This window comes from Pseudomonas sp. MWU12-2020, from assembly GCF_023100605.1.
GTDB lineage: Bacteria > Pseudomonadota > Gammaproteobacteria > Pseudomonadales > Pseudomonadaceae > Aquipseudomonas > Aquipseudomonas fluorescens_H.
On sequence record NZ_JALMEX010000002.1, the window covers coordinates 509,369 to 526,080 of the forward strand.

The 16,712-nt window shown below is 61.3% G+C and carries 20 protein-coding genes; 11 read left to right on the forward strand and 9 right to left on the reverse strand.

What is annotated here, in order from left to right; all coding sequences use genetic code 11:
• Positions 1 to 74 precede the first annotated feature (74 nt).
• On the reverse strand, positions 75 to 365 hold the full coding sequence (locus M0814_RS06405; protein WP_103486084.1) for a hypothetical protein: 291 nt from the start codon (positions 363 to 365) through the stop codon (positions 75 to 77).
• Between the two features lie 157 nt (positions 366 to 522).
• Here M0814_RS06405 and M0814_RS06410 point away from each other — a divergent pair, with 157 nt between their 5' ends.
• Positions 523 to 1,968: a SulP family inorganic anion transporter gene (locus tag M0814_RS06410; RefSeq protein ID WP_103486083.1), complete on the forward strand. Its 1,446-nt coding sequence runs from the start codon at positions 523 to 525 to the stop codon at positions 1,966 to 1,968.
• A gap of 107 nt (positions 1,969 to 2,075) precedes the next feature.
• On the opposite strand, the gene M0814_RS06415 is transcribed toward M0814_RS06410, so the two are convergent.
• Entirely contained in the window at positions 2,076 to 2,591 is a 516-nt protein-coding gene (locus M0814_RS06415) for a carboxymuconolactone decarboxylase family protein (RefSeq protein WP_103486082.1), read from the reverse strand.
• Positions 2,592 to 2,722: 131 nt separating this feature from the next.
• On the opposite strand from M0814_RS06415, the gene M0814_RS06420 reads away from it, so the two are divergent.
• The gene (locus M0814_RS06420; protein ID WP_103486081.1) at positions 2,723 to 3,538 is read left to right on the forward strand and encodes an AraC family transcriptional regulator; all 816 of its coding nucleotides are present in this window, start codon (positions 2,723 to 2,725) and stop codon (positions 3,536 to 3,538) included.
• Positions 3,539 to 3,541: 3 nt separating this feature from the next.
• On the opposite strand, the gene M0814_RS06425 is transcribed toward M0814_RS06420, so the two are convergent.
• Positions 3,542 to 4,435 (reverse strand): DMT family transporter, encoded by an 894-nt coding sequence (locus M0814_RS06425; RefSeq protein WP_103486080.1) that lies wholly within the window; start codon positions 4,433 to 4,435, stop codon positions 3,542 to 3,544.
• 91 nt (positions 4,436 to 4,526) lie between these two features.
• On the opposite strand from M0814_RS06425, the gene M0814_RS06430 reads away from it, so the two are divergent.
• Together M0814_RS06430 and M0814_RS06435 are read left to right on the forward strand one after the other, a co-directional pair.
• On the forward strand, positions 4,527 to 5,858 hold the full coding sequence (locus M0814_RS06430) for a PLP-dependent aminotransferase family protein (RefSeq protein WP_103486079.1): 1,332 nt from the start codon (positions 4,527 to 4,529) through the stop codon (positions 5,856 to 5,858).
• Positions 5,859 to 6,019: 161 nt separating this feature from the next.
• Positions 6,020 to 6,406, forward strand: coding sequence for a cytochrome c family protein (locus M0814_RS06435; RefSeq protein WP_103486078.1), 387 nt, complete (start codon positions 6,020 to 6,022; stop codon positions 6,404 to 6,406).
• On the opposite strand, the gene M0814_RS06440 is transcribed toward M0814_RS06435, so the two are convergent.
• A complete protein-coding gene (locus M0814_RS06440; protein ID WP_103486077.1) occupies positions 6,403 to 7,287 on the reverse strand; it encodes a LysR substrate-binding domain-containing protein in 885 nt (294 codons plus the stop codon). The genes M0814_RS06435 and M0814_RS06440 overlap by 4 nt on opposite strands.
• A 160-nt stretch (positions 7,288 to 7,447) precedes the next feature.
• Between M0814_RS06440 and M0814_RS06445 the strand changes: the two genes are divergently transcribed.
• The 3 genes from M0814_RS06445 to M0814_RS06455 all read left to right on the forward strand — a co-directional run bounded on the left by M0814_RS06445 (position 7,448) and on the right by M0814_RS06455 (position 10,386).
• Positions 7,448 to 8,749, forward strand: a complete 1,302-nt coding sequence (locus M0814_RS06445; protein ID WP_103486076.1) for an FAD-binding oxidoreductase — start codon at positions 7,448 to 7,450, stop codon at positions 8,747 to 8,749.
• Between the two features lie 51 nt (positions 8,750 to 8,800).
• On the forward strand, positions 8,801 to 9,886 hold the full coding sequence (locus M0814_RS06450) for a polyamine ABC transporter substrate-binding protein (RefSeq protein ID WP_103486075.1): 1,086 nt from the start codon (positions 8,801 to 8,803) through the stop codon (positions 9,884 to 9,886).
• Positions 9,887 to 10,050: 164 nt separating this feature from the next.
• Positions 10,051 to 10,386: a hypothetical protein gene (locus M0814_RS06455; RefSeq protein ID WP_103486103.1), complete on the forward strand. Its 336-nt coding sequence runs from the start codon at positions 10,051 to 10,053 to the stop codon at positions 10,384 to 10,386.
• Positions 10,387 to 10,451: 65 nt separating this feature from the next.
• Here the strand turns inward: M0814_RS06455 and M0814_RS06460 are convergent, their stop codons facing one another.
• Together M0814_RS06460 and M0814_RS06465 are read right to left on the reverse strand one after the other, a co-directional pair.
• Positions 10,452 to 10,892: a phage infection protein gene (locus M0814_RS06460; RefSeq protein WP_112997793.1), complete on the reverse strand. Its 441-nt coding sequence runs from the start codon at positions 10,890 to 10,892 to the stop codon at positions 10,452 to 10,454.
• Positions 10,893 to 11,016: 124 nt separating this feature from the next.
• Positions 11,017 to 11,586: a chorismate mutase gene (locus M0814_RS06465; RefSeq protein ID WP_103484945.1), complete on the reverse strand. Its 570-nt coding sequence runs from the start codon at positions 11,584 to 11,586 to the stop codon at positions 11,017 to 11,019.
• A 126-nt stretch (positions 11,587 to 11,712) separates the two neighbouring features.
• Between M0814_RS06465 and M0814_RS06470 the strand changes: the two genes are divergently transcribed.
• Both M0814_RS06470 and M0814_RS06475 read left to right on the forward strand, forming a co-directional pair.
• Positions 11,713 to 13,071, forward strand: a complete 1,359-nt coding sequence (locus M0814_RS06470) for an MATE family efflux transporter (RefSeq protein WP_103484944.1) — start codon at positions 11,713 to 11,715, stop codon at positions 13,069 to 13,071.
• A gap of 98 nt (positions 13,072 to 13,169) precedes the next feature.
• A complete protein-coding gene (locus M0814_RS06475; protein ID WP_103484943.1) occupies positions 13,170 to 13,730 on the forward strand; it encodes a YceI family protein in 561 nt (186 codons plus the stop codon).
• 15 nt (positions 13,731 to 13,745) lie between these two features.
• Here the strand turns inward: M0814_RS06475 and M0814_RS06480 are convergent, their stop codons facing one another.
• Positions 13,746 to 13,958: a YXWGXW repeat-containing protein gene (locus M0814_RS06480; RefSeq protein WP_003223909.1), complete on the reverse strand. Its 213-nt coding sequence runs from the start codon at positions 13,956 to 13,958 to the stop codon at positions 13,746 to 13,748.
• A gap of 41 nt (positions 13,959 to 13,999) precedes the next feature.
• The gene (locus M0814_RS06485; RefSeq protein WP_097088058.1) at positions 14,000 to 14,323 is read right to left on the reverse strand and encodes a YXWGXW repeat-containing protein; all 324 of its coding nucleotides are present in this window, start codon (positions 14,321 to 14,323) and stop codon (positions 14,000 to 14,002) included.
• 194 nt (positions 14,324 to 14,517) lie between these two features.
• On the opposite strand from M0814_RS06485, the gene M0814_RS06490 reads away from it, so the two are divergent.
• Complete coding sequence (locus M0814_RS06490; protein WP_103484942.1) at positions 14,518 to 15,204, forward strand: GNAT family N-acetyltransferase; 687 nt, start codon at positions 14,518 to 14,520, stop codon at positions 15,202 to 15,204.
• Between the two features lie 192 nt (positions 15,205 to 15,396).
• Here M0814_RS06490 and M0814_RS06495 read toward each other — a convergent pair whose 3' ends face one another.
• On the reverse strand, positions 15,397 to 16,035 hold the full coding sequence (locus M0814_RS06495) for a TetR/AcrR family transcriptional regulator (RefSeq protein WP_103484941.1): 639 nt from the start codon (positions 16,033 to 16,035) through the stop codon (positions 15,397 to 15,399).
• An 86-nt stretch (positions 16,036 to 16,121) separates the two neighbouring features.
• Here M0814_RS06495 and M0814_RS06500 point away from each other — a divergent pair, with 86 nt between their 5' ends.
• Complete coding sequence (locus M0814_RS06500) at positions 16,122 to 16,709, forward strand: NAD(P)H-dependent oxidoreductase (RefSeq protein WP_103484940.1); 588 nt, start codon at positions 16,122 to 16,124, stop codon at positions 16,707 to 16,709.
• Positions 16,710 to 16,712: the final 3 nt, after the last annotated feature.

Sequence of the window (16,712 nt, forward strand, 5' to 3'; positions counted from 1 at the left end):
TTGCGTGAGGAATAAGGGGAGCGAATTATGGGCAGAGTGCCATCATTGAGCAATCGACTTTGTCCGTGAGGTGTTCAGGGGTTCAACAGATTTTCGATCTGCGCCAGTTCCCAAGTACTGAGCAGATTCACCGGGTCGGTGCCGTAACGGCTATTGAAATGCCATTCGCGGCCATCCGGGCAGCGGCACTGTTCACAGTGATGCAAGCGTCCACCCTCAACATCCAGCAATAGGCGCCAGCCCTCGATATCGACCGCAACCAGTCCGGCAGCACCGGACGCCTCTAATCGGTTGAACATCAGCACACCCAGCGCAGCCTCGCGCAAGCGCTGGCAAACGTCGCGGGCGGTCAGCAATGCAGTCATGGTCATACTCGGTGGAGGCATAAGCGCGTCAGGATAAATCGCACGGCTACACGTGTCAGCGATCACTGGCCCGCTTGTGAACTATTCCGTAACATCCGCACCCCTCATTTTCGCGAACATCCGCGGCCACACTCGTCGGCCGCCAGTCAGGTAAGCCATGAAACCACAACGTCTGCGCGCCGATGTCCTGGCCGGACTCACCACCTCGTTTGCCCTGTTGCCCGAATGCATTGCGTTTGCGCTGGTGGCCCACCTCAATCCGCTGATGGGCCTGTACGGCGCCTTCATTATTTGCACGCTGACCGCATTGTTTGGCGGGCGGCCGGGGATGGTCTCCGGGGCGGCAGGCTCGATGGCGGTGGTGATCGTCGCGCTGGTGGTGCAGCACGGCGTGCAATACCTGCTCGCGACGGTGTTGCTCGGCGGTCTGATCATGATGGCGTTCGGATTGCTGCGCCTGGGCAAACTGGTGCGCATGGTGCCGCACCCGGTGATGCTCGGCTTCGTCAACGGCCTGGCGATCATCATTGCGCTGGCGCAACTGGAGCATTTCAAGAGCGGCGAACACTGGCTCAGCGGCACGCCGCTGTACCTGATGACCGGGCTGGTGCTGCTGACCATGGCCATTGTCTACATCCTGCCGCGCCTGACCCGCGCGGTGCCGCCGGCACTGGTGGCGATCCTCGGCGTGGGCCTGCTGGTCTACCTGTTCGGCCTGCCAACGCGCACCCTCGGCGACATGGCGCACATCGCCGGCGGTCTGCCGAGCTTCGCGCTTCCGGACATCCCGTGGAACCTGGAGACCCTGCGCATCATCGCCCCGTACGCGATTCTGATGGCGCTGGTCGGTCTGCTGGAAACCCTGTTGACCCTGAACCTCACCGACGAAATCACCGAAAGCCGTGGTTACCCGGATCGCGAATGCGTCGCCCTGGGGGCGGCGAACGTGGTCTCCGGCGCGTTCGGTGGCATGGGCGGTTGCGCGATGATCGGTCAGACCGTGATCAACCTCAGCTCCGGCGGGCGCGGGCGTTTGTCCGGTGTGGTAGCGGGTGTGTTGATTCTGTTGTTTATCCTGTTTCTGTCACCGCTGATCGAGCGCATTCCGCTGGCGGCGCTGGTGGGGGTGATGTTCGTGGTCTCGCAGCAAACCTTCGCCTGGGCGTCGTTGCGGGTTTTGAACAAAGTGCCGCTCAACGATGTGCTGGTGATCATCGCCGTGACCACCATCACCGTGTTCACCGATCTGGCCACTGCCGTGCTGTGCGGGATCATCATCGCCGCGCTGAACTTCGCGTGGCAGCAGGCCCGTGAGTTGTACGCCGATGAGCATCTGGAAGCCGACGGCAGCAAACTCTACCGCCTGCACGGCACGCTGTTTTTCGCCTCGACCACGCCGTTCCTCAACCAGTTCGACCCGGCCAATGACCCGGAGCGGGTGACCCTGGATTGCCGGCATTTGAGCTTCGTCGATTATTCGGCGATCGCCGCGTTGAAGACCTTGCGTGAGCGTTACGCCAAGGCCGGGAAGGAATTGCAGGTGTTTCATCTGTCCGAGCGCTGCAAGAAGCTGCTGAAACGCGCCGGCGTCGAACACCACTGATCAACTGTGGGAGCGGGCTTGCTCGCGAAGGCAGCGTGTCATTCAACACACAAGTTGACTGACCCAGCGCTTTCGCGAGCAAGCCCGCTCCTACATTTTTTCCGCGTTCAATCAATGGCCGGGAAGTCGATGTCGGTCAAAGCTGCGTTGTTCAGGTAGTTGGTCAGCGACTGTACGGCGACCAAGGCAATCACTTCGATGAGCTTACTGTCGTCAATGCCGGCCGCGCGGGCCGCGGCGATCTGCTCGTCGCTCAGGTGGCCGCGGCTTTGCGTCAGTTGCTGGGCGAGAGCGGCATAGGCATTCAGTTCACCTTGACGCGCCGCGCCGATGTCCTGCGCCGAGAGCCCGGCCTTGCTGGCAAACAGGCTGTGCGCGGCCAGGCAATAATCGCAGCCGTTGACCTGGGAAGTGGCGAGATACACCGCTTCTTTTTCCTTGGCGCTCAGCGACGTCTTGCCAAGGATCGTCGAAGCTTGCACGTAGGCTTCCAGAGCCACCGGGGCTTTGGCCAGGGTGGTAAAGACATTGGGCAGGAAGCCGATTTTTTTCTTCACGCCTTCCAGCGTCGGGCGGCTGGCGTCGGTGGCATTTTCAAGGCTGATTACAGGGATGCGGCTCATGGTGACTCTCCAGAAGTCCGGCGCGAAGTGCACCGGGGACGGAGGTCATGTTATTGAGCGCGGCTGGTGCTTTGGCAGCAAATCGTCGAGGATATGCGACAGATCGTCCAGATATGCTTCGGGAGTCGTCCATGGATCGCCTTTCCACGCTGCTCAGTCATTTTGGCGTGAACGCCGGTACCTTTCACAGCGGCACGTTTTGCGGCATCGGCATGCACGAGGACGAACCGGTGGGGCATGTGCATCTGTTGCGGGCCGGCGAGTTGCTGCTGAGACCGGGCAATGAACGCGAGATCCGCATCGTCGAACCTTCACTGATTTTCTTCCCCAGACCCTTCACTCATCGGATGTCCGCCGACGAGGCCATGGGCGCGCAGCTGGTGTGCGCCACGCTGACGTTTGACGGTGGCTCCGGCAATGCGCTGGCGGCGGCGCTGCCGGATTATCTGGTGCTCAAACTCAGCGAAATCCCGGAATTGGGCAACACTCTGGAGTGGCTGTTCAGAGAAGCCTTTGAAGGTCATTGCGGGCGCGTGGCGGTGATGGATCGGTTGTTTGAATTGCTGGTGATCCTGTTGTTGCGCCACCTCATCAGCAGTCGTGTCCAGCAACCCGGCATGATGGCCGGGCTCGCCGATCCGCGCTTGTCTCGCGCCTTGACCCTGATGCATGAGCAGCCGGCCAAACCCTGGCGGGTGGCTGACCTGGCGGCTGCCGCCAACCTGTCCAGAGCCGGATTCGCCGAGCAGTTTCACCGGGTTGTCGGACAGGCGCCGGCCGACTATTTGGTGAGCTGGCGGATCAGTCTGGCGCAGAAGCGTTTGCGCGAGGGACGGCCGATTGCGCTGGTCGCGCTAGAGGTCGGTTATGAAAGTCCTTCGGCACTGGCCCGAGCGTTTCGCCGCAAGACCGGGCTCAGCCCGCGGGAGTGGAAGGCCGGCATCTGAGGGTTATCGGGCGAACTTCTTCGCTCCGGCTACGCAGAGGATGACGCCTGCCGTCACCGCCAGCATCCCCACACTCACCTGTTCATGCAGCAACGTCGCCGCCAGTGCCAGACCGAAAAACGGCTGCAGCAATTGCAGTTGGCCGACCGCTGCGATCCCGCCCTGGGCCAGACCGCGATACCAGAACACAAAGCCGATCAGCATGCTGAACAGCGCCACATAGGCCAGGCACATCCAGGCCGACAGGCTGATGTGGCTGAACGAGGCGGGCGCCAGGTACAGGCTGAGCAACGCCATCACCGGCAGTGACAACACCAGCGCCCAGCAAATCACCTGCCAGCCACCGAGGACTCGCGACAGTTTCGCGCCTTCGGCGTAACCCAGGCCACAGGCCAGAATCGCGGCGAGCATCAGCAGGTCGCCGGTGGGCGAGGCGGCCAGCCCCTGTGACAGAGCAAAGCCGACGACCAACGCACTGCCCAGAATCGAAAAAAACCAGAACACCGGTCGCGGGCGCTCGCCGCCGCGCAGCACGGCAAAAATCGCCGTCGCCAGTGGCAGCAATCCTACAAACACAATCGAATGCGCCGACGTCACGTGTTGCAGGGCCAATGCTGTCAGCAGTGGAAAACCCAGCACCACACCCAACGCCACAACCAACAACGACCACCACTGATCGCGTGCCGGACGCTGTTCGCGAAACAGCCACAGCAGAACCATCGCCAGCACCCCGGCAATGGCCGCGCGCGCCACGGTGAGAAACACCGGATCGAATTCCAGCACCGCCAGACGCGTGGCCGGGAGTGATCCGCTGAAGATCACCACGCCGATAAAGCCATTGATCCAGCCGCTGGTTTTTTCCAGGGCCGGGTTAACCGGGTTCGAAGTCCGTTCCATAGAAGGTCGCGCTCAAAGGGTGGGGTTGCTTTCGAGCCATCCTGGAGCCGAGAATCAGCACAATCAAATAATTGTCATGGATACATCCGACATGTCGCGCTCGCGCTACAAAACCCTCGTTGACGCCTATGCCGCTGACATTCGCGCGGGGCGTCTGGCGCCCGGAACGCGACTGCCCACCCACCGGGAACTGGCGGCCAACGAAGGCCTGGCACTGGTTACTGCGTCGCGGGTGTACGCCGAGCTTGAGGCGATGGGGCTGGTCAGCGGCGAAACCGGGCGCGGGACGTTTGTGCGCGAAACCTCGTTGTCGCCGGGGCAGGGCATCGACCAGAAAGACGTGGCGGTCGGCATGATCGACCTCAATTTCAACTATCCATCGCTGCCCGGTCAGGCCGATCTGTTGCGCACGGCGTTACGCCAACTGGCCCTGTCTGGCGATCTGGAAGCCTTGCTGCGTTACCAGCCCCACGCCGGGCGCCCGCATGAGCGCGCCTCGATTGCGCGGCATATGCAGGATCGCGGGGTGCAGGTCGATGCCGGGCAAGTGCTGATCGTCAACGGTGCCCAGCAAGGGTTGGCGGTGACACTGATGGCGTTGCTCAAACCCGGCGATGTGATTGCAGCGGATGCGCTGACCTATTCCGGCTTCAAGGTGCTGGCCGAAGCGCTGCATCTGGAAGTGGTGGCGATCCCGCCCGGTGATCACGGGCCGGACTTGGCGGCACTGGAAAAGCTATGTCGCAGCCGCTCGGTGCGGGCCGTGTACAGCATGCCGACGCTGCACAATCCATTGGGTTGGGTGACGCCGATCGAGCAGCGCGAGCAATTGGTCGCGCTCGCCCGACGGCATGATCTGACGCTCATCGAGGACGCGGCCTACGCCTTTCTGGTGGAAAACCCACCGCGTACCCTGGTCGACCTGGCACCGGAGCGCACGGTGTACGTCTCGGGACTTTCGAAGAACATTGCCACTGGGCTGCGTGTCGGTTTCATTGCTGCGCCGCTGCAGACGGTGCCGGCGCTGGAACGGATCATTCGCGCCACCACCTGGAACACCCCCGGTGTGATGACCGCGATGGCTTGCGGCTGGCTCGACGACGGCACTGTCACCCTGCTCGAACAACAAAAACGCGACGACGCCAAGGCCCGGCAAACCCTGGCCGCCGAGTTGCTGCAAGGGCTGACCTGCATCGGTCATCCATCTTCATATTTCCTGTGGCTGCCACTGCCGGAAGACGTACGCGCCGATCAGATTGTGGTGGAGTTGATGCACCAGCAGATTTCGGTGACCACCGCCGAGCCGTTCGCCGTATCGGCGCATGTGCCGCATGCGATTCGGCTGGCGTTGGGGTCGGTGCCGATGGATGTCCTGCGTCAGGCATTGATCACCGTCAGAAAGGTCATCGGCGCTTACCTGTAAAAAGCACCTGCTGTGAAAAAAACTGTGGCGAGGGAGCTTGCTCGCGCTGGGTGCGAAGCGCCCCCTACGATGAGCCTGCTGCATAGGCCAGCGGGAGCAAGCTCCCTCGCCACAAAGTGTTAGCCTTGCCTCAACTGCATCACACCGTTCTGGATCGCCCGATGAAAAACACCGTTGCACTGCTTCTTGCCCTCACCGCAAGCGCCATTCTGTTCAGCTCAACTGCCCGCGCCGCAGGCGATCCGGCAGCCGGCGAAAAGATCTTCCCGCGCCTGTGCGGCGGCTGCCACCAGGTCGGCCCGGATGCGCGCCCGGGGTTCGGCCCGCAACTCAACGGCATCATCGGTCGACCCGCCGGGACCTCGGCCAATTACGTGTATTCCGACGCGATGAAAAATTCCGGCAAGACTTGGGATCGCGAAACGCTGACTGCGTATCTGAAAGATCCAAAGGGCGTGGTGCCAGGCACGCGGATGATTTTCTGGGGGCTGAGTGATGAGGAGAAGATCGATAATTTGCTCGCGTATCTGCAGCAATTCTCCAACTAAATGTTTTGCTCGGCGTGCGCGGCGAACCACTGCATGACCACCGCGCACGCCGTATGCGAAGCCGCTGCCGGTTGCAGGCACAACGCGTAAATCCCGCCCGTTTTCAGCGGTGGTCCGAACGGCACCACCAACACCCCGCGCTCGATGGATTCTGCCGCGAGCGTCATGTCCGTCACCGCAACGCCCAAGCCTCGCGCCGCCGCATCCAGTGCCAGCTCATCGAGGTTGAACGGAATGTGCCGGTAACTTTCCAGTGGCTTGCCGCCATTGGCCGCCAGCCATTCGATCCACGCCTGCCGATCGGCAGAGCGATGCAGCAACGCAAAGCGTTGCAACTCCGCGACTGATCGAGGCGCCTGCAGCAGGCTCGGCGCGCACACGGGCACCAGCGTTTCCTCAAACAGCGTCAGGCAGTCTGCGTCGTTGGTTGGCTGCGGCAGATAAAGAATGTAGGCGTCGCTGTCACTGGCCGGTTCCACCACCTCGGTGGCAACGGTTTCTATCGCCAGCGAGACCTCGGGGTGGCTGAGGTAGAAGTCGTTGAGTTTGGGCAGCAGCCAGCGCACCGCCAGTGACACATGCATACGAATGCGGAACGGGCGTTGCTGCGGGACCAGGCGCTCTTCGAGGGTTTTCAATTGTTCGAGAATGCTGACGGCGCTGGCCAGTACCTGTTCGCCTTCCGGGGTCAGGCGCAGGCTGCGGCTGGTTCTGATGAACAGCGCAACGTTGAAATGGTTTTCCAGTTGCTGGATCTGCCGGCTCACCGCGCTTTGGGTCAGGCACAGCTGTTGCGCGGCCTGGGTGAAGCTGGCGCAACGGGCGACTTCAACCAGCGTCTGCATGGCCTGCAGGGACGGTACGTGGCGGATTTTATCCATGCGTTTTCAGAATGGCTCGATGATTTTATAACGTTGGTTGGGTCAGCCAAGGCCTTATAGATTTTAGCTCTGGCGGCGAACTTTACGCTTTTTCCATGCGATTCACGCATGAGCAAGGGTGAAAGGCAAGCCGTGCAACGACAGTCGAATGAGGTCAGCAATGGAAAACGTATGTGGCTGGATCGCGCAGGCCGGCAGCTCGCCGCAGCGCGGTCGCCTGAGCGGTACGCAACAAGCCGACTGGCTGGTGATCGGCGGGGGCATTACCGGCCTCAGCGCCGCGCACAACCTGGCACAAATACACCCACAGGCGCGCATCGTGGTGGTTGACCGCCAGCGTGCGGCGCAAGGTGCTTCGGCGCGCAACTCGGGGTTTGTCGTGGCCCACGAGCATCCGGCCGACAGTGAATTACTCGGCGCGCCAGGCTTTGCCGGGTTCGAAATCGACACGGCGATTTCCCGTGCCGCCAGCGACGCGGTGCGCCAGACCATCGCGCAACATGCCATCGACTGCGACTTTCGCGACAACGGTTATTTCTTCGCCGTCAGCGACGCCGCCAAGCTCAGCCATGTCGACGCCAAACTGGCGACCTTGCGCGCCCTCGGTGCCCGCGCAGAATTTCTCCAGGGCGATGCGCTGGCGCAGAAACTCGGCACCCGGCATTACGCGGCGGGGATCTGGTGCGGCAACGGCAATGCGCTGTTGCAACCGGCCAAGTACGTGAAGGGCCTGTTCAATGCGCTGCCGGGCAATATCAGCGTTTACGAACACACCGACATCATCAGTCTGGTGCGCATGAGCCACGGCCGGCTGCGAGCCAGCGCGGTGAGTGGCAGCGTCGAGGCCAAACGGGTGCTGGTGTGCCTGAACGCATTCATTCCCCGGGTCGGCATTCATGACAGTGCGACTTTCCCGATGGAACTCAGTGCCAGTCTCACCCGGCCGCTCAGCGATGAGGAATTTCAGGCGATCGGCGCCGTCGAGCCTTGGGGCGTGCTGTCGACCCGGCCGCTGGGCGCCACGGTGCGCCTGACCCCGGACCGCCGGGTGATGATCCGCAACACCGCCGAATACCGCACGCGCGATTTGTCTGAAAGCGAATTGGTGCTGCGCCGTGAGCATCATGTGCGTGGTCTGCAACGACGCTTTCCGTTTCTCGGCGCGCAAGACATCCAGTACACCTGGACCGGCCACCTAAGTGCGACCCGCAGCGGTCAGGCGTTTTTTCAGAAGGTGGAAGAGGGCGTGTTTGCCGTCGCCGGTTGCAACGGTTCCGGTGTGGCGCGCGGCACGCTGTGGGGACGCTTGCTGGCGGAACTGGCGTGCGGCGTCGATTCACCGTTGCTGCAATCGGTGATGCAACGGGCCGACCCCGGCTGGCTGCCGCCGCGACCTTTTTTCGACATCGGTGCCATGCTTCGCATGCGCGTGGAGGCAGTCAGGGCCAGAACAGAAATCTGAAGTTTCGCCTACCGCACAACAACAAAAGCCACTCAACACAGGTGACAGACCATGCGCATCAACCCACTTTCCCTGGCAGTCCTGCTCGCGGCCAGCACGGCCGCTTGGGCCGACGAAACCGTCAACATCTCCAACTGGAACAGCTACATCGCCCCGGACACTCTGGCCAATTTCACCCAGGCCACCGGGATCAAAACCACCTACGACATTCACGACAGCAACGAAGTGCTGGAATCGAAGTTGATGACCGGCAACACCGGTTATGACGTGGTCAGCCCGTCGAACCATTTTTTGTCGCGACTGATCAAGGCCGGGGCAATTCAGAAACTCGACCGGTCGCAGCTGCCGAACTGGAAGAACCTCGACCCGGTACTGCTGCAAAAACTTGAAGTCAACGATCCCGGCAATCAGTACGGCTATCCCTACATGTGGGGCACGGCCGGCATCGGTTACAACGTCGAGAAGATCAAGGCGATTTTCGGCAACACCGATGTCACGCAGTCATGGGACTTTTTCTTCAAGGAAGAAAACATCAAGAAGCTGAGCCAGTGTGGCGTGGCGTTCATCGACAACCCGACCCAGGTGCTGCCGATCACGCTCAACTACCTGCACTTGCCAGCCCACAGTCACGAACCGGCGGATTACAAACAAGCCGAACAGGCGCTGCTGAAGATTCGTCCGTACATTCAGTACTTCCACGCCTCGAAGTACATCAGCGACCTGGCCAACGGCAACGTCTGCGCGGTGATCGGCTTCAACGGCGACATCGTCCAGGCCGCGGCCAGCGCGAAGGACGCCAGGAATGGCATCAACATCGCCTACTCGATCCCGAAAGAAGGCACGACGCTGTGGTTCGACATGGTGGTCATGCCCAAAAACGCGCCGCATGAAAAAAACGGTTACGCGTACATGAACTACCTGCTTGACCCCAAAGTGGTGGCCAACATCAGCAACAGCATTCATTACGCCAATCCCAATGCGGCGGCTGATCAGTACCTCAACGCGGACGTGAAGCAGGATCCGGCCATCTACCCGCCCAAAGACGTGATGCAGCGGTTGTTCACCGTGGAAGAGTTGCCGGCGGCGATTGCGCGGTTGTCGACGCGGTTGTGGACGAAATTGAAAACCAATACCTGATGGCAACCACCCTGTGCAGGGGCGATGGCGCCAGCGCCTGCACGGAGTATGCGTTAGACACACTTCATGAAACTTGTCGGGGTTGATACTAAAAAGCCACTGCCTCCGGTAGAGTGTGCGCCGCCCGAGAGATGGATCCCGGGCTAACACCCATGGAGTTTGCAGTGAAATATCTGAGCAAAGTAGTCGCCGCCGCACTGTTCGGTGTGGTTCTGGCAGGTTGCACCGGCACCCCGATGAACACCAAGCAATATGACAGCAGTCAATACACCGTGATTGGCCACAGTGAAGCTACCGCCACCGGTCTGATGCTGTTCGGCGTAATCCCGATCCAACAGAACAACCGCTTCGTGCGCGCGCAGACTGCGGCCATCAAAGCCAAGGGCGGCGATGCCATGATCAATACCCAAGTTCAGGAAAACTGGTTCTGGGCATGGGTTCTGAGCGGCTACACCACCAAGATTTCCGGTGATGTGATCAAGCTGAAAACCGCGCAGTAAACCGCGGTTGAACGCAAAAGCCCGGCTGATCAGGCCGGGCTTTTTTATGGGCTGGGGGCGTCGATTCAGGCGACGCGGCGCTCGTTCAAACGATCCGCACCACCTTCGGCCACGCGGCGTTCCAGCAGACGATCCGAGCCACCTTCGGCCACGCGGCGTTCCAGCAGACGATCCGAGCCACCTTCGGCCACACGGCGTTCCAGCAGACGATCCGAGCCACCTTCGGCCACACGGCGTTCCAGCAGACGATCCGAGCCACCTTCGGCCACACGGCGTTCCAGCAGACGATCCGAGCCACCTTCAGCCACGCGGCGTTCCAGCACACGATCCGAGCCACCTTCGGCCACGCGGCGTTCCAGCAAACGATCAGAACCACCTTCAGCCAAACGGCTTTCAATCAACTTGTCCGAGCCGCCTTCAGCGACCAGGGTGTGAGCGGGCGTTGCTGCAAAAGCGTTAACTGCGAGAACCGAGAAAGCGATGCCGAGGATGGTTTGGCGTTTCATGATCGTGTGCTCCGGGGTGTATTGGGTGGGTATGGAGCGGATGTTACGCCGCGGAGTTTTTATGAGAACTTCATTGACGTGATGGTGACTATCGACGCCAGCGATGTGTGCCCGACCCCCTGTTCTAGAGATGTTCCGCGCGAATGCACAGCTCTCCGGTGGCGCGGGTCAGGGCCAGGTCGTGCAGAGCGTCATGGGTCAGACCCTGGCGAGCCTGGGCCAGCAAGGCCGGGCAATTCGGGGCGCGGCGATACGGCGCGAAGTCGGCGTACTCGCGCAGCAGGCGGGTCTGCAACTCGTCCAGGCGCGGACGAATTTGCCTGGCCAGATCCGGACGCGGAGTGTCCGGCGCCACACCGGCCGTTTGCCATTGTGCGAGCAATCCGTACTGCACCAATTTGTTGGCCTCCATTTGCGCCGCGATCAACTGCGCAACGTCTTCGGGGTCGAGCTGGTGTTCGGTCGCCAAGGTGCGGGCATTGGCGATGACCTGAGCTTCGCGCGGGCTGTCCTGAATCGGCTTGCCGCTGTCCCATTTGGTCAGCGCTACCAGATCGCCGATGTTCAGGCGCTCGTTCAATGTTGCCAGCAAGGGGCGCAACGCTTCGGCGGGAGCGGGGGCTTCGGCGGCACCAGCGATGTGGCTGAAAACAACCAGCACGGAACAGGTCAGAGCATTTCGCAGAAGAGGCATGGCAAGGCGCGATCCAATGATAAGAGTGCCGCCATTTAAGCCTTGCGCCGAGGTGATGTCGACTGACTTTAACCCGCGCATCTAGCGTAATATCCATCGCATCTCCCACCCCGAGACGGATCCTCAATGCAAACCCCTGCCACCACCAAACCCCTCTGGCAAACCTACCTGCTGTTCCTCGCGCCGATGGTGCTGTCGAACTTCCTGCAATCGATGTCGGGCACGATCAACAGCATCTACATCGGGCAGATGCTCGGCACTCAGGCATTGGCGGCGGTGTCGGGGATGTTTCCGATCATCTTTTTCTTCATCGCGCTGGTGATCGGTCTGGGCGCAGGGGCCGGGGTGTTGATCGGTCAGGCGTGGGGCGCACGTGAGGCGCACATGGTCAAGGCGATCGCCGGGGCAACGCTGTTGCTGGGGGTATTGATCGGCTTGCTCGCGGCGGTGCTGGGCAGTGTGTTTGCGCGGCAGGCGTTGCAGGGGCTGGGGACGCCCGCGGATGTGCTGGATGATGCGGTGGCGTATGCGCACGTGATGATGTGGATTCTGCCGTCGATGCTGGTGTTTGTGCTGTTCACGCAGTTGCTGCGCGGGGTCAGTGACACCGTGTCACCACTGTTGGCGCTGATTGTGTCGACCTCGGTCGGGCTGGCGCTGACCCCGGCGTTGATTCGTGGCTGGTTCGGTTTGCCTCAATTGGGAATCCAGAGCGCCGCCTTCGCCGGTCTGGCCGGTAACCTGTCGGCGATGGCGTGGCTGGCCTGGCGGCTGATTCGCAAGAACCATCCGCTGGCCCCAGACCGCGAGTTCTTCGCGGCACTGCGGCTGGACGGAGCGATTCTGGGCAAGGTACTGCGCATCGGTCTGCCGACCGGGGTGCAGATGATTGTGCTGTCGCTGTCGGAGCTGGTGATCCTGGCGCTGGTGAATCAGCACGGTTCCCAGGCGACGGCGGCGTATGGCGCGGTCACGCAGATCGTCAACTACGTGCAGTTTCCGGCGCTGTCGATTGCGATCACCGCGTCGATCCTCGGCGCGCAGGCCATCGGTGCCGGGCAACTGCAGCGGATGGGGCCGATTCTGCGCACCGGACTGCTGATCAACGTGTGCCTGACCGGTGGCTTGATCGTGCTCGGTTACCTGTTGTCGCACTGGCTGCTGGGGTTGTTCCTGACCGAGGATTCGACCCGGGTGATGGCTGAACATTTGCTGCACATCATGCTCTGGAGCCTGCTGGTGTTTGGTTTTCAGGCGATCATCGGCGGGATCATGCGTGCCAGTGGCACGGTGCTGGTGCCGGTGGCCATTGCGATTATCTGTGTGGTTGGCGTGCAGTTACCGGCGGCTTACTGGCTGGATGGGCAGTACGGTTTGCAGGGGGTGTGGATGGCGTTTCCGGTGGCGTATCTGGGCATGCTGGTGTTGCAGACGCTGTATTACAAACTGGTCTGGCAGCATCAGAAGATCGAGCGGCTGGTCTGAGCCCGAACCACACCGGCAGACAAATGACATGGCGCATCCGCGGGTTGTTTGCTTAAGTCAGTCGAGGCCTCGAAGGTTTGGCCTGTCCGGAGAATCCCATGCGTGCCCGATTCACCGCTGTGGCCCTGTTTGCCTGCCTGTGTGCCACGAGCGCAGCGCAGGCCGCTGAGTACAACCGCGTCAACACCACCGCCAGCCAGATCAGTTTCACTTACAACCAGATGGGCTCGCTGATGTACGGCACCTTCGGCAAGTTCGACGCGACACTGCAGTTCGACAGCGACAACCTCGCCGGCGCTCACACCACATTGCACATCGACCTCAACAGCATCGACGCCGGCAGCACCGACGCCAACACCGAACTGGTGAAACCGGCGTGGTTCGATACGCAGCGCTTTCCCGTGGCGGTGTTCGAGTCCAGCCGTTTTACCCGGGTCACGGGCAATCATTATCTGATCGCCGGCCAGCTCACCCTCAAGGGCATCACCCGCGAGGTGCAGGTGCCGGTCGAGTTTAAACCGGACAGTTCGATCGGCATTTTCGACGGTGAACTGGTGCTCAAGCGTGACCAGTTCGGACTCGGGGCGGGGGAGTGGGCGGACACTGTGGTGTCCAACGACATCGCGATCAAGTTCAAGGTGGTGGCGCCACAGCAGTGACGCCACCGCTGGCGATCAATACGCGCGCCAGTGTCCCGGCGCCCAGCGCCACTCACGCCCATCCCAGCGATAGTGACCGGCGACCCAGTGATAACCGGGTGCTGGCATGACCGGCACGACTTCCACCGGCGGCGGTGGCCGATGCGGCCGGACCGGCTCGACGATGCAGCCGGACAAGGAGATCGCGACCAGAGAGGCAACGAGCAGGGTTTTCAGGTTTCGCGACATGGCGGTCTTCCCGGTAGATTAGTTGTTGTTGCCGAGCGGGTTCAACGGGCCCAGTGGCCTTCGACCCAGTACCAGTTAGGCCCGCGCGCCTGCCAATGGCCTGGTCGCCAGTGCGCGCCGTACCTCACCGGTTGCCAATGACCGGGCATCCAGACGTAGCCGCGTCCTTCCCAGCGCCAATGGCCCTGATCCCAGACATAACCGGGGCGCGGGCCGGGCATCACTTCCATGCGCATCGGCGGCGGTGCCTGCTGAATGTAAACCGGGGGTTGTGCAAACACCGGGGTGCTGGCCAGCGCTGCCAGGGTCAGCGGCACCAGCAACAAGGCTTGCCGCCATTTGAACAGAGAACGCAAAACGTTCATGTGAACTCCTCAAGGCCTGCGTTAAAAAAGTGAACGCAGCTGAAGAATTGGACGCTAAATCGGCGAAAGATCCGAGCCTTGGCAGATGAAATTTTCTTCAGGTCAACCGTCAGCTTGCTTCGGTATTTCCTGCGACGGTGGCAGGCGTCGGGACACGGTATGATGTCGCGGTTTTCCGCCGGAGTTCAGTTGTCATGCCACGCATCACCCACTACAAATCCCCATGCCCCGAAAGCGTCAACAGCCAGATTCTGCAACTGGTGGTCGACAATCTGACCGACATCAGCGCGGTCGGTCTCGGCCCGAGCAATCTGCTGTACAACGTCTATCAGTACGCGGTCGGCTATGAGGTGCATCTGTATCTGGAAGCGTTGAATGGTGACAAGGGCACTGAGGTGGAGTTGCTGGTGGCGACGGCCGAGGATGATCCGGAGCGGGTCACCGGTTTCCTTTTGTACCTGCCGGTGCAGGGCGATTGGGAAGCGTGCAGCGTCGCCTACATGGCGGTGCGCGAAGGCTATCGGCGCCAGGGCGTGGCGCGGGCGATGATCGGCGAGATGGTGACGCGTTATCCGCATGCCGAACTGACCTGCAGCGTCGGCAAGGTGCCGTACTTCGAGGCGCAGGGTTTCGAAGTGATCGGCGCTCGGGAAACCCATGTGCTGATGAGCACCCGGCATTACCGCAGCAATGGCCTGCGCGGTTTCATCGACACCACGCCCATCTACCGCTCGCTGGAAGTGCAGCAGATCCACACCTACCTGCTACAGAAAAACGGCAAGCGCGCCATGCTCGACGCCGAGAAGCAGCGTGACCGGCATCTGGATCAGACCACCCGCCACGTCGAAGAATTTGTCCGCCAGCGCCTGACGCTGCACTGAGTCAGACGCAAAAAACAGACAAAAAAAGAGCCTCGAAGCTCTTTGATGGGGAGAAGTAGAGCCCACGAGGCTCAAGTTGCGCATGAACAAGGAGACGGGCTTGATTGGGGGTTCAGAACACCCGTTCCCTACGCAGGCGCTCAGGAGTGAAGCGCCTGCGTACCCTCATCATGGGAACGTGCCGGCTTTGACTCAAGTACCGCTAGTCGCACGGGCGGCGGCCCGTTCCACCATCGCAACGATGGTGGCGAACAATTCGTTCTTCGCTTGCTCTGCACTGATTTCTGCGCTCGCGGCAGCATTCGACAGGGCTTCGGCGGCACCGAGCATGGCGCGCAAACCGGCCTGAGTGATTTCGCCGCCAGCAGCAAGCGGTTGTAGCACGCTACGACATTTTTCGAGGAAGATCGCCTCGTAATCGCGTTTGATTTTCTCCAGCTCCGGCGTGCTGCCCAGCGCGGCAATCACCCCCGGGATCTCATTGCCCTGCAATAACACGCAATCGACGTACGCCGTGGCGATCACTGTCGCGGTGGCGGCCAGTGTCGGCGGACATTGGTCGATGGCAGCGTCCATCACCGCGGTCTGGCGCGTATCGAAGTCCCGGTAAAGCGCCGCAAGCAGGCCCGAGCGCGTGGTGAAGTGGTCGTAGACCACCGGTTTGGTCACGCCCGCCTTTTCCGCCAGATAGCCCAGGGTCAGGGCATCGGTGCCCTCGGCGCGGATGATCTGCCAGGCGACATCAAGCAATTGACGATTGCGATCTTCCCGCGACAAGCGACGGCGCGGTTGGGCAGGGGAATCGGCTTCGGAGATTTCTGTGGTTGACATCGCTTATATACCAAACGTAACTTACTGTTCGTAACTTACCAAGAGTATATAGCCCTTGGTCTGAGCAAACTTACAGGAGAATTCCCATGCATGCATTGATTGTTGTGGCGCATCACGAGCCGCGTTCGCTGACCCACAGCGTAGCGACAGAGATTGCTGAGGGCCTGGCACGTGCCGATTCGACCAATACCAGTGAAATTGCCGATTTGTACGCGGAAGGTTTCCAGCCGGTTTTCGGCGCGGCGGATTTCGCCGTGCATCACCGTGAGGCGCAGCCGCCAGCCGACGTGCTGGCTGAACAGGCGCGGATTGATTGCGCCGATGCGCTGGTGCTGGTGTTCCCGGTCTACTGGTGGTCGATGCCGGCGCTGCTCAAGGGCTGGATCGATCGGGTGTTCAGCAACGGCTGGGCGTTTGATTTCGCTGGCGACCTCAAGCATGTGAAGAAGCTGCAGCGCCTGCGCGTGCATCTGGTCGGCCTTGCGGGGGCCGATGAACGCGCCTACGAACGTCACGGTTATGGCCCGGCGATGAAGGCGCAGATCGAACACGGGATTTTCGATTACAGCGGGGCGACAGTGGTCAGTTCGACGCTGATGGTGGAGTCGGAGGTGCGCGATCCGCAGGAGCATCTGCAGACGGCGCGACATATCGGCGCCGAGATGTTCACCTGAGCC

Coding starts and splice junctions, on each gene's coding strand:
- M0814_RS06405 (WP_103486084.1), bottom strand. CDS start 365: ATGACTGCATTGCTGACCGCCCGCGACGTTTGCCAGCGCTTGCGCGAG.
- M0814_RS06410 (WP_103486083.1), top strand. CDS start 523: ATGAAACCACAACGTCTGCGCGCCGATGTCCTGGCCGGACTCACCACC.
- M0814_RS06415 (WP_103486082.1), bottom strand. CDS start 2,591: ATGAGCCGCATCCCTGTAATCAGCCTTGAAAATGCCACCGACGCCAGC.
- M0814_RS06420 (WP_103486081.1), top strand. CDS start 2,723: ATGGATCGCCTTTCCACGCTGCTCAGTCATTTTGGCGTGAACGCCGGT.
- M0814_RS06425 (WP_103486080.1), bottom strand. CDS start 4,435: ATGGAACGGACTTCGAACCCGGTTAACCCGGCCCTGGAAAAAACCAGC.
- M0814_RS06430 (WP_103486079.1), top strand. CDS start 4,527: ATGTCGCGCTCGCGCTACAAAACCCTCGTTGACGCCTATGCCGCTGAC.
- M0814_RS06435 (WP_103486078.1), top strand. CDS start 6,020: ATGAAAAACACCGTTGCACTGCTTCTTGCCCTCACCGCAAGCGCCATT.
- M0814_RS06440 (WP_103486077.1), bottom strand. CDS start 7,287: ATGGATAAAATCCGCCACGTACCGTCCCTGCAGGCCATGCAGACGCTG.
- M0814_RS06445 (WP_103486076.1), top strand. CDS start 7,448: ATGGAAAACGTATGTGGCTGGATCGCGCAGGCCGGCAGCTCGCCGCAG.
- M0814_RS06450 (WP_103486075.1), top strand. CDS start 8,801: ATGCGCATCAACCCACTTTCCCTGGCAGTCCTGCTCGCGGCCAGCACG.
- M0814_RS06460 (WP_112997793.1), bottom strand. CDS start 10,892: ATGAAACGCCAAACCATCCTCGGCATCGCTTTCTCGGTTCTCGCAGTT.
- M0814_RS06465 (WP_103484945.1), bottom strand. CDS start 11,586: ATGCCTCTTCTGCGAAATGCTCTGACCTGTTCCGTGCTGGTTGTTTTC.
- M0814_RS06470 (WP_103484944.1), top strand. CDS start 11,713: ATGCAAACCCCTGCCACCACCAAACCCCTCTGGCAAACCTACCTGCTG.
- M0814_RS06475 (WP_103484943.1), top strand. CDS start 13,170: ATGCGTGCCCGATTCACCGCTGTGGCCCTGTTTGCCTGCCTGTGTGCC.
- M0814_RS06480 (WP_003223909.1), bottom strand. CDS start 13,958: ATGTCGCGAAACCTGAAAACCCTGCTCGTTGCCTCTCTGGTCGCGATC.
- M0814_RS06485 (WP_097088058.1), bottom strand. CDS start 14,323: ATGAACGTTTTGCGTTCTCTGTTCAAATGGCGGCAAGCCTTGTTGCTG.
- M0814_RS06490 (WP_103484942.1), top strand. CDS start 14,518: ATGCCACGCATCACCCACTACAAATCCCCATGCCCCGAAAGCGTCAAC.
- M0814_RS06495 (WP_103484941.1), bottom strand. CDS start 16,035: ATGTCAACCACAGAAATCTCCGAAGCCGATTCCCCTGCCCAACCGCGC.
- M0814_RS06500 (WP_103484940.1), top strand. CDS start 16,122: ATGCATGCATTGATTGTTGTGGCGCATCACGAGCCGCGTTCGCTGACC.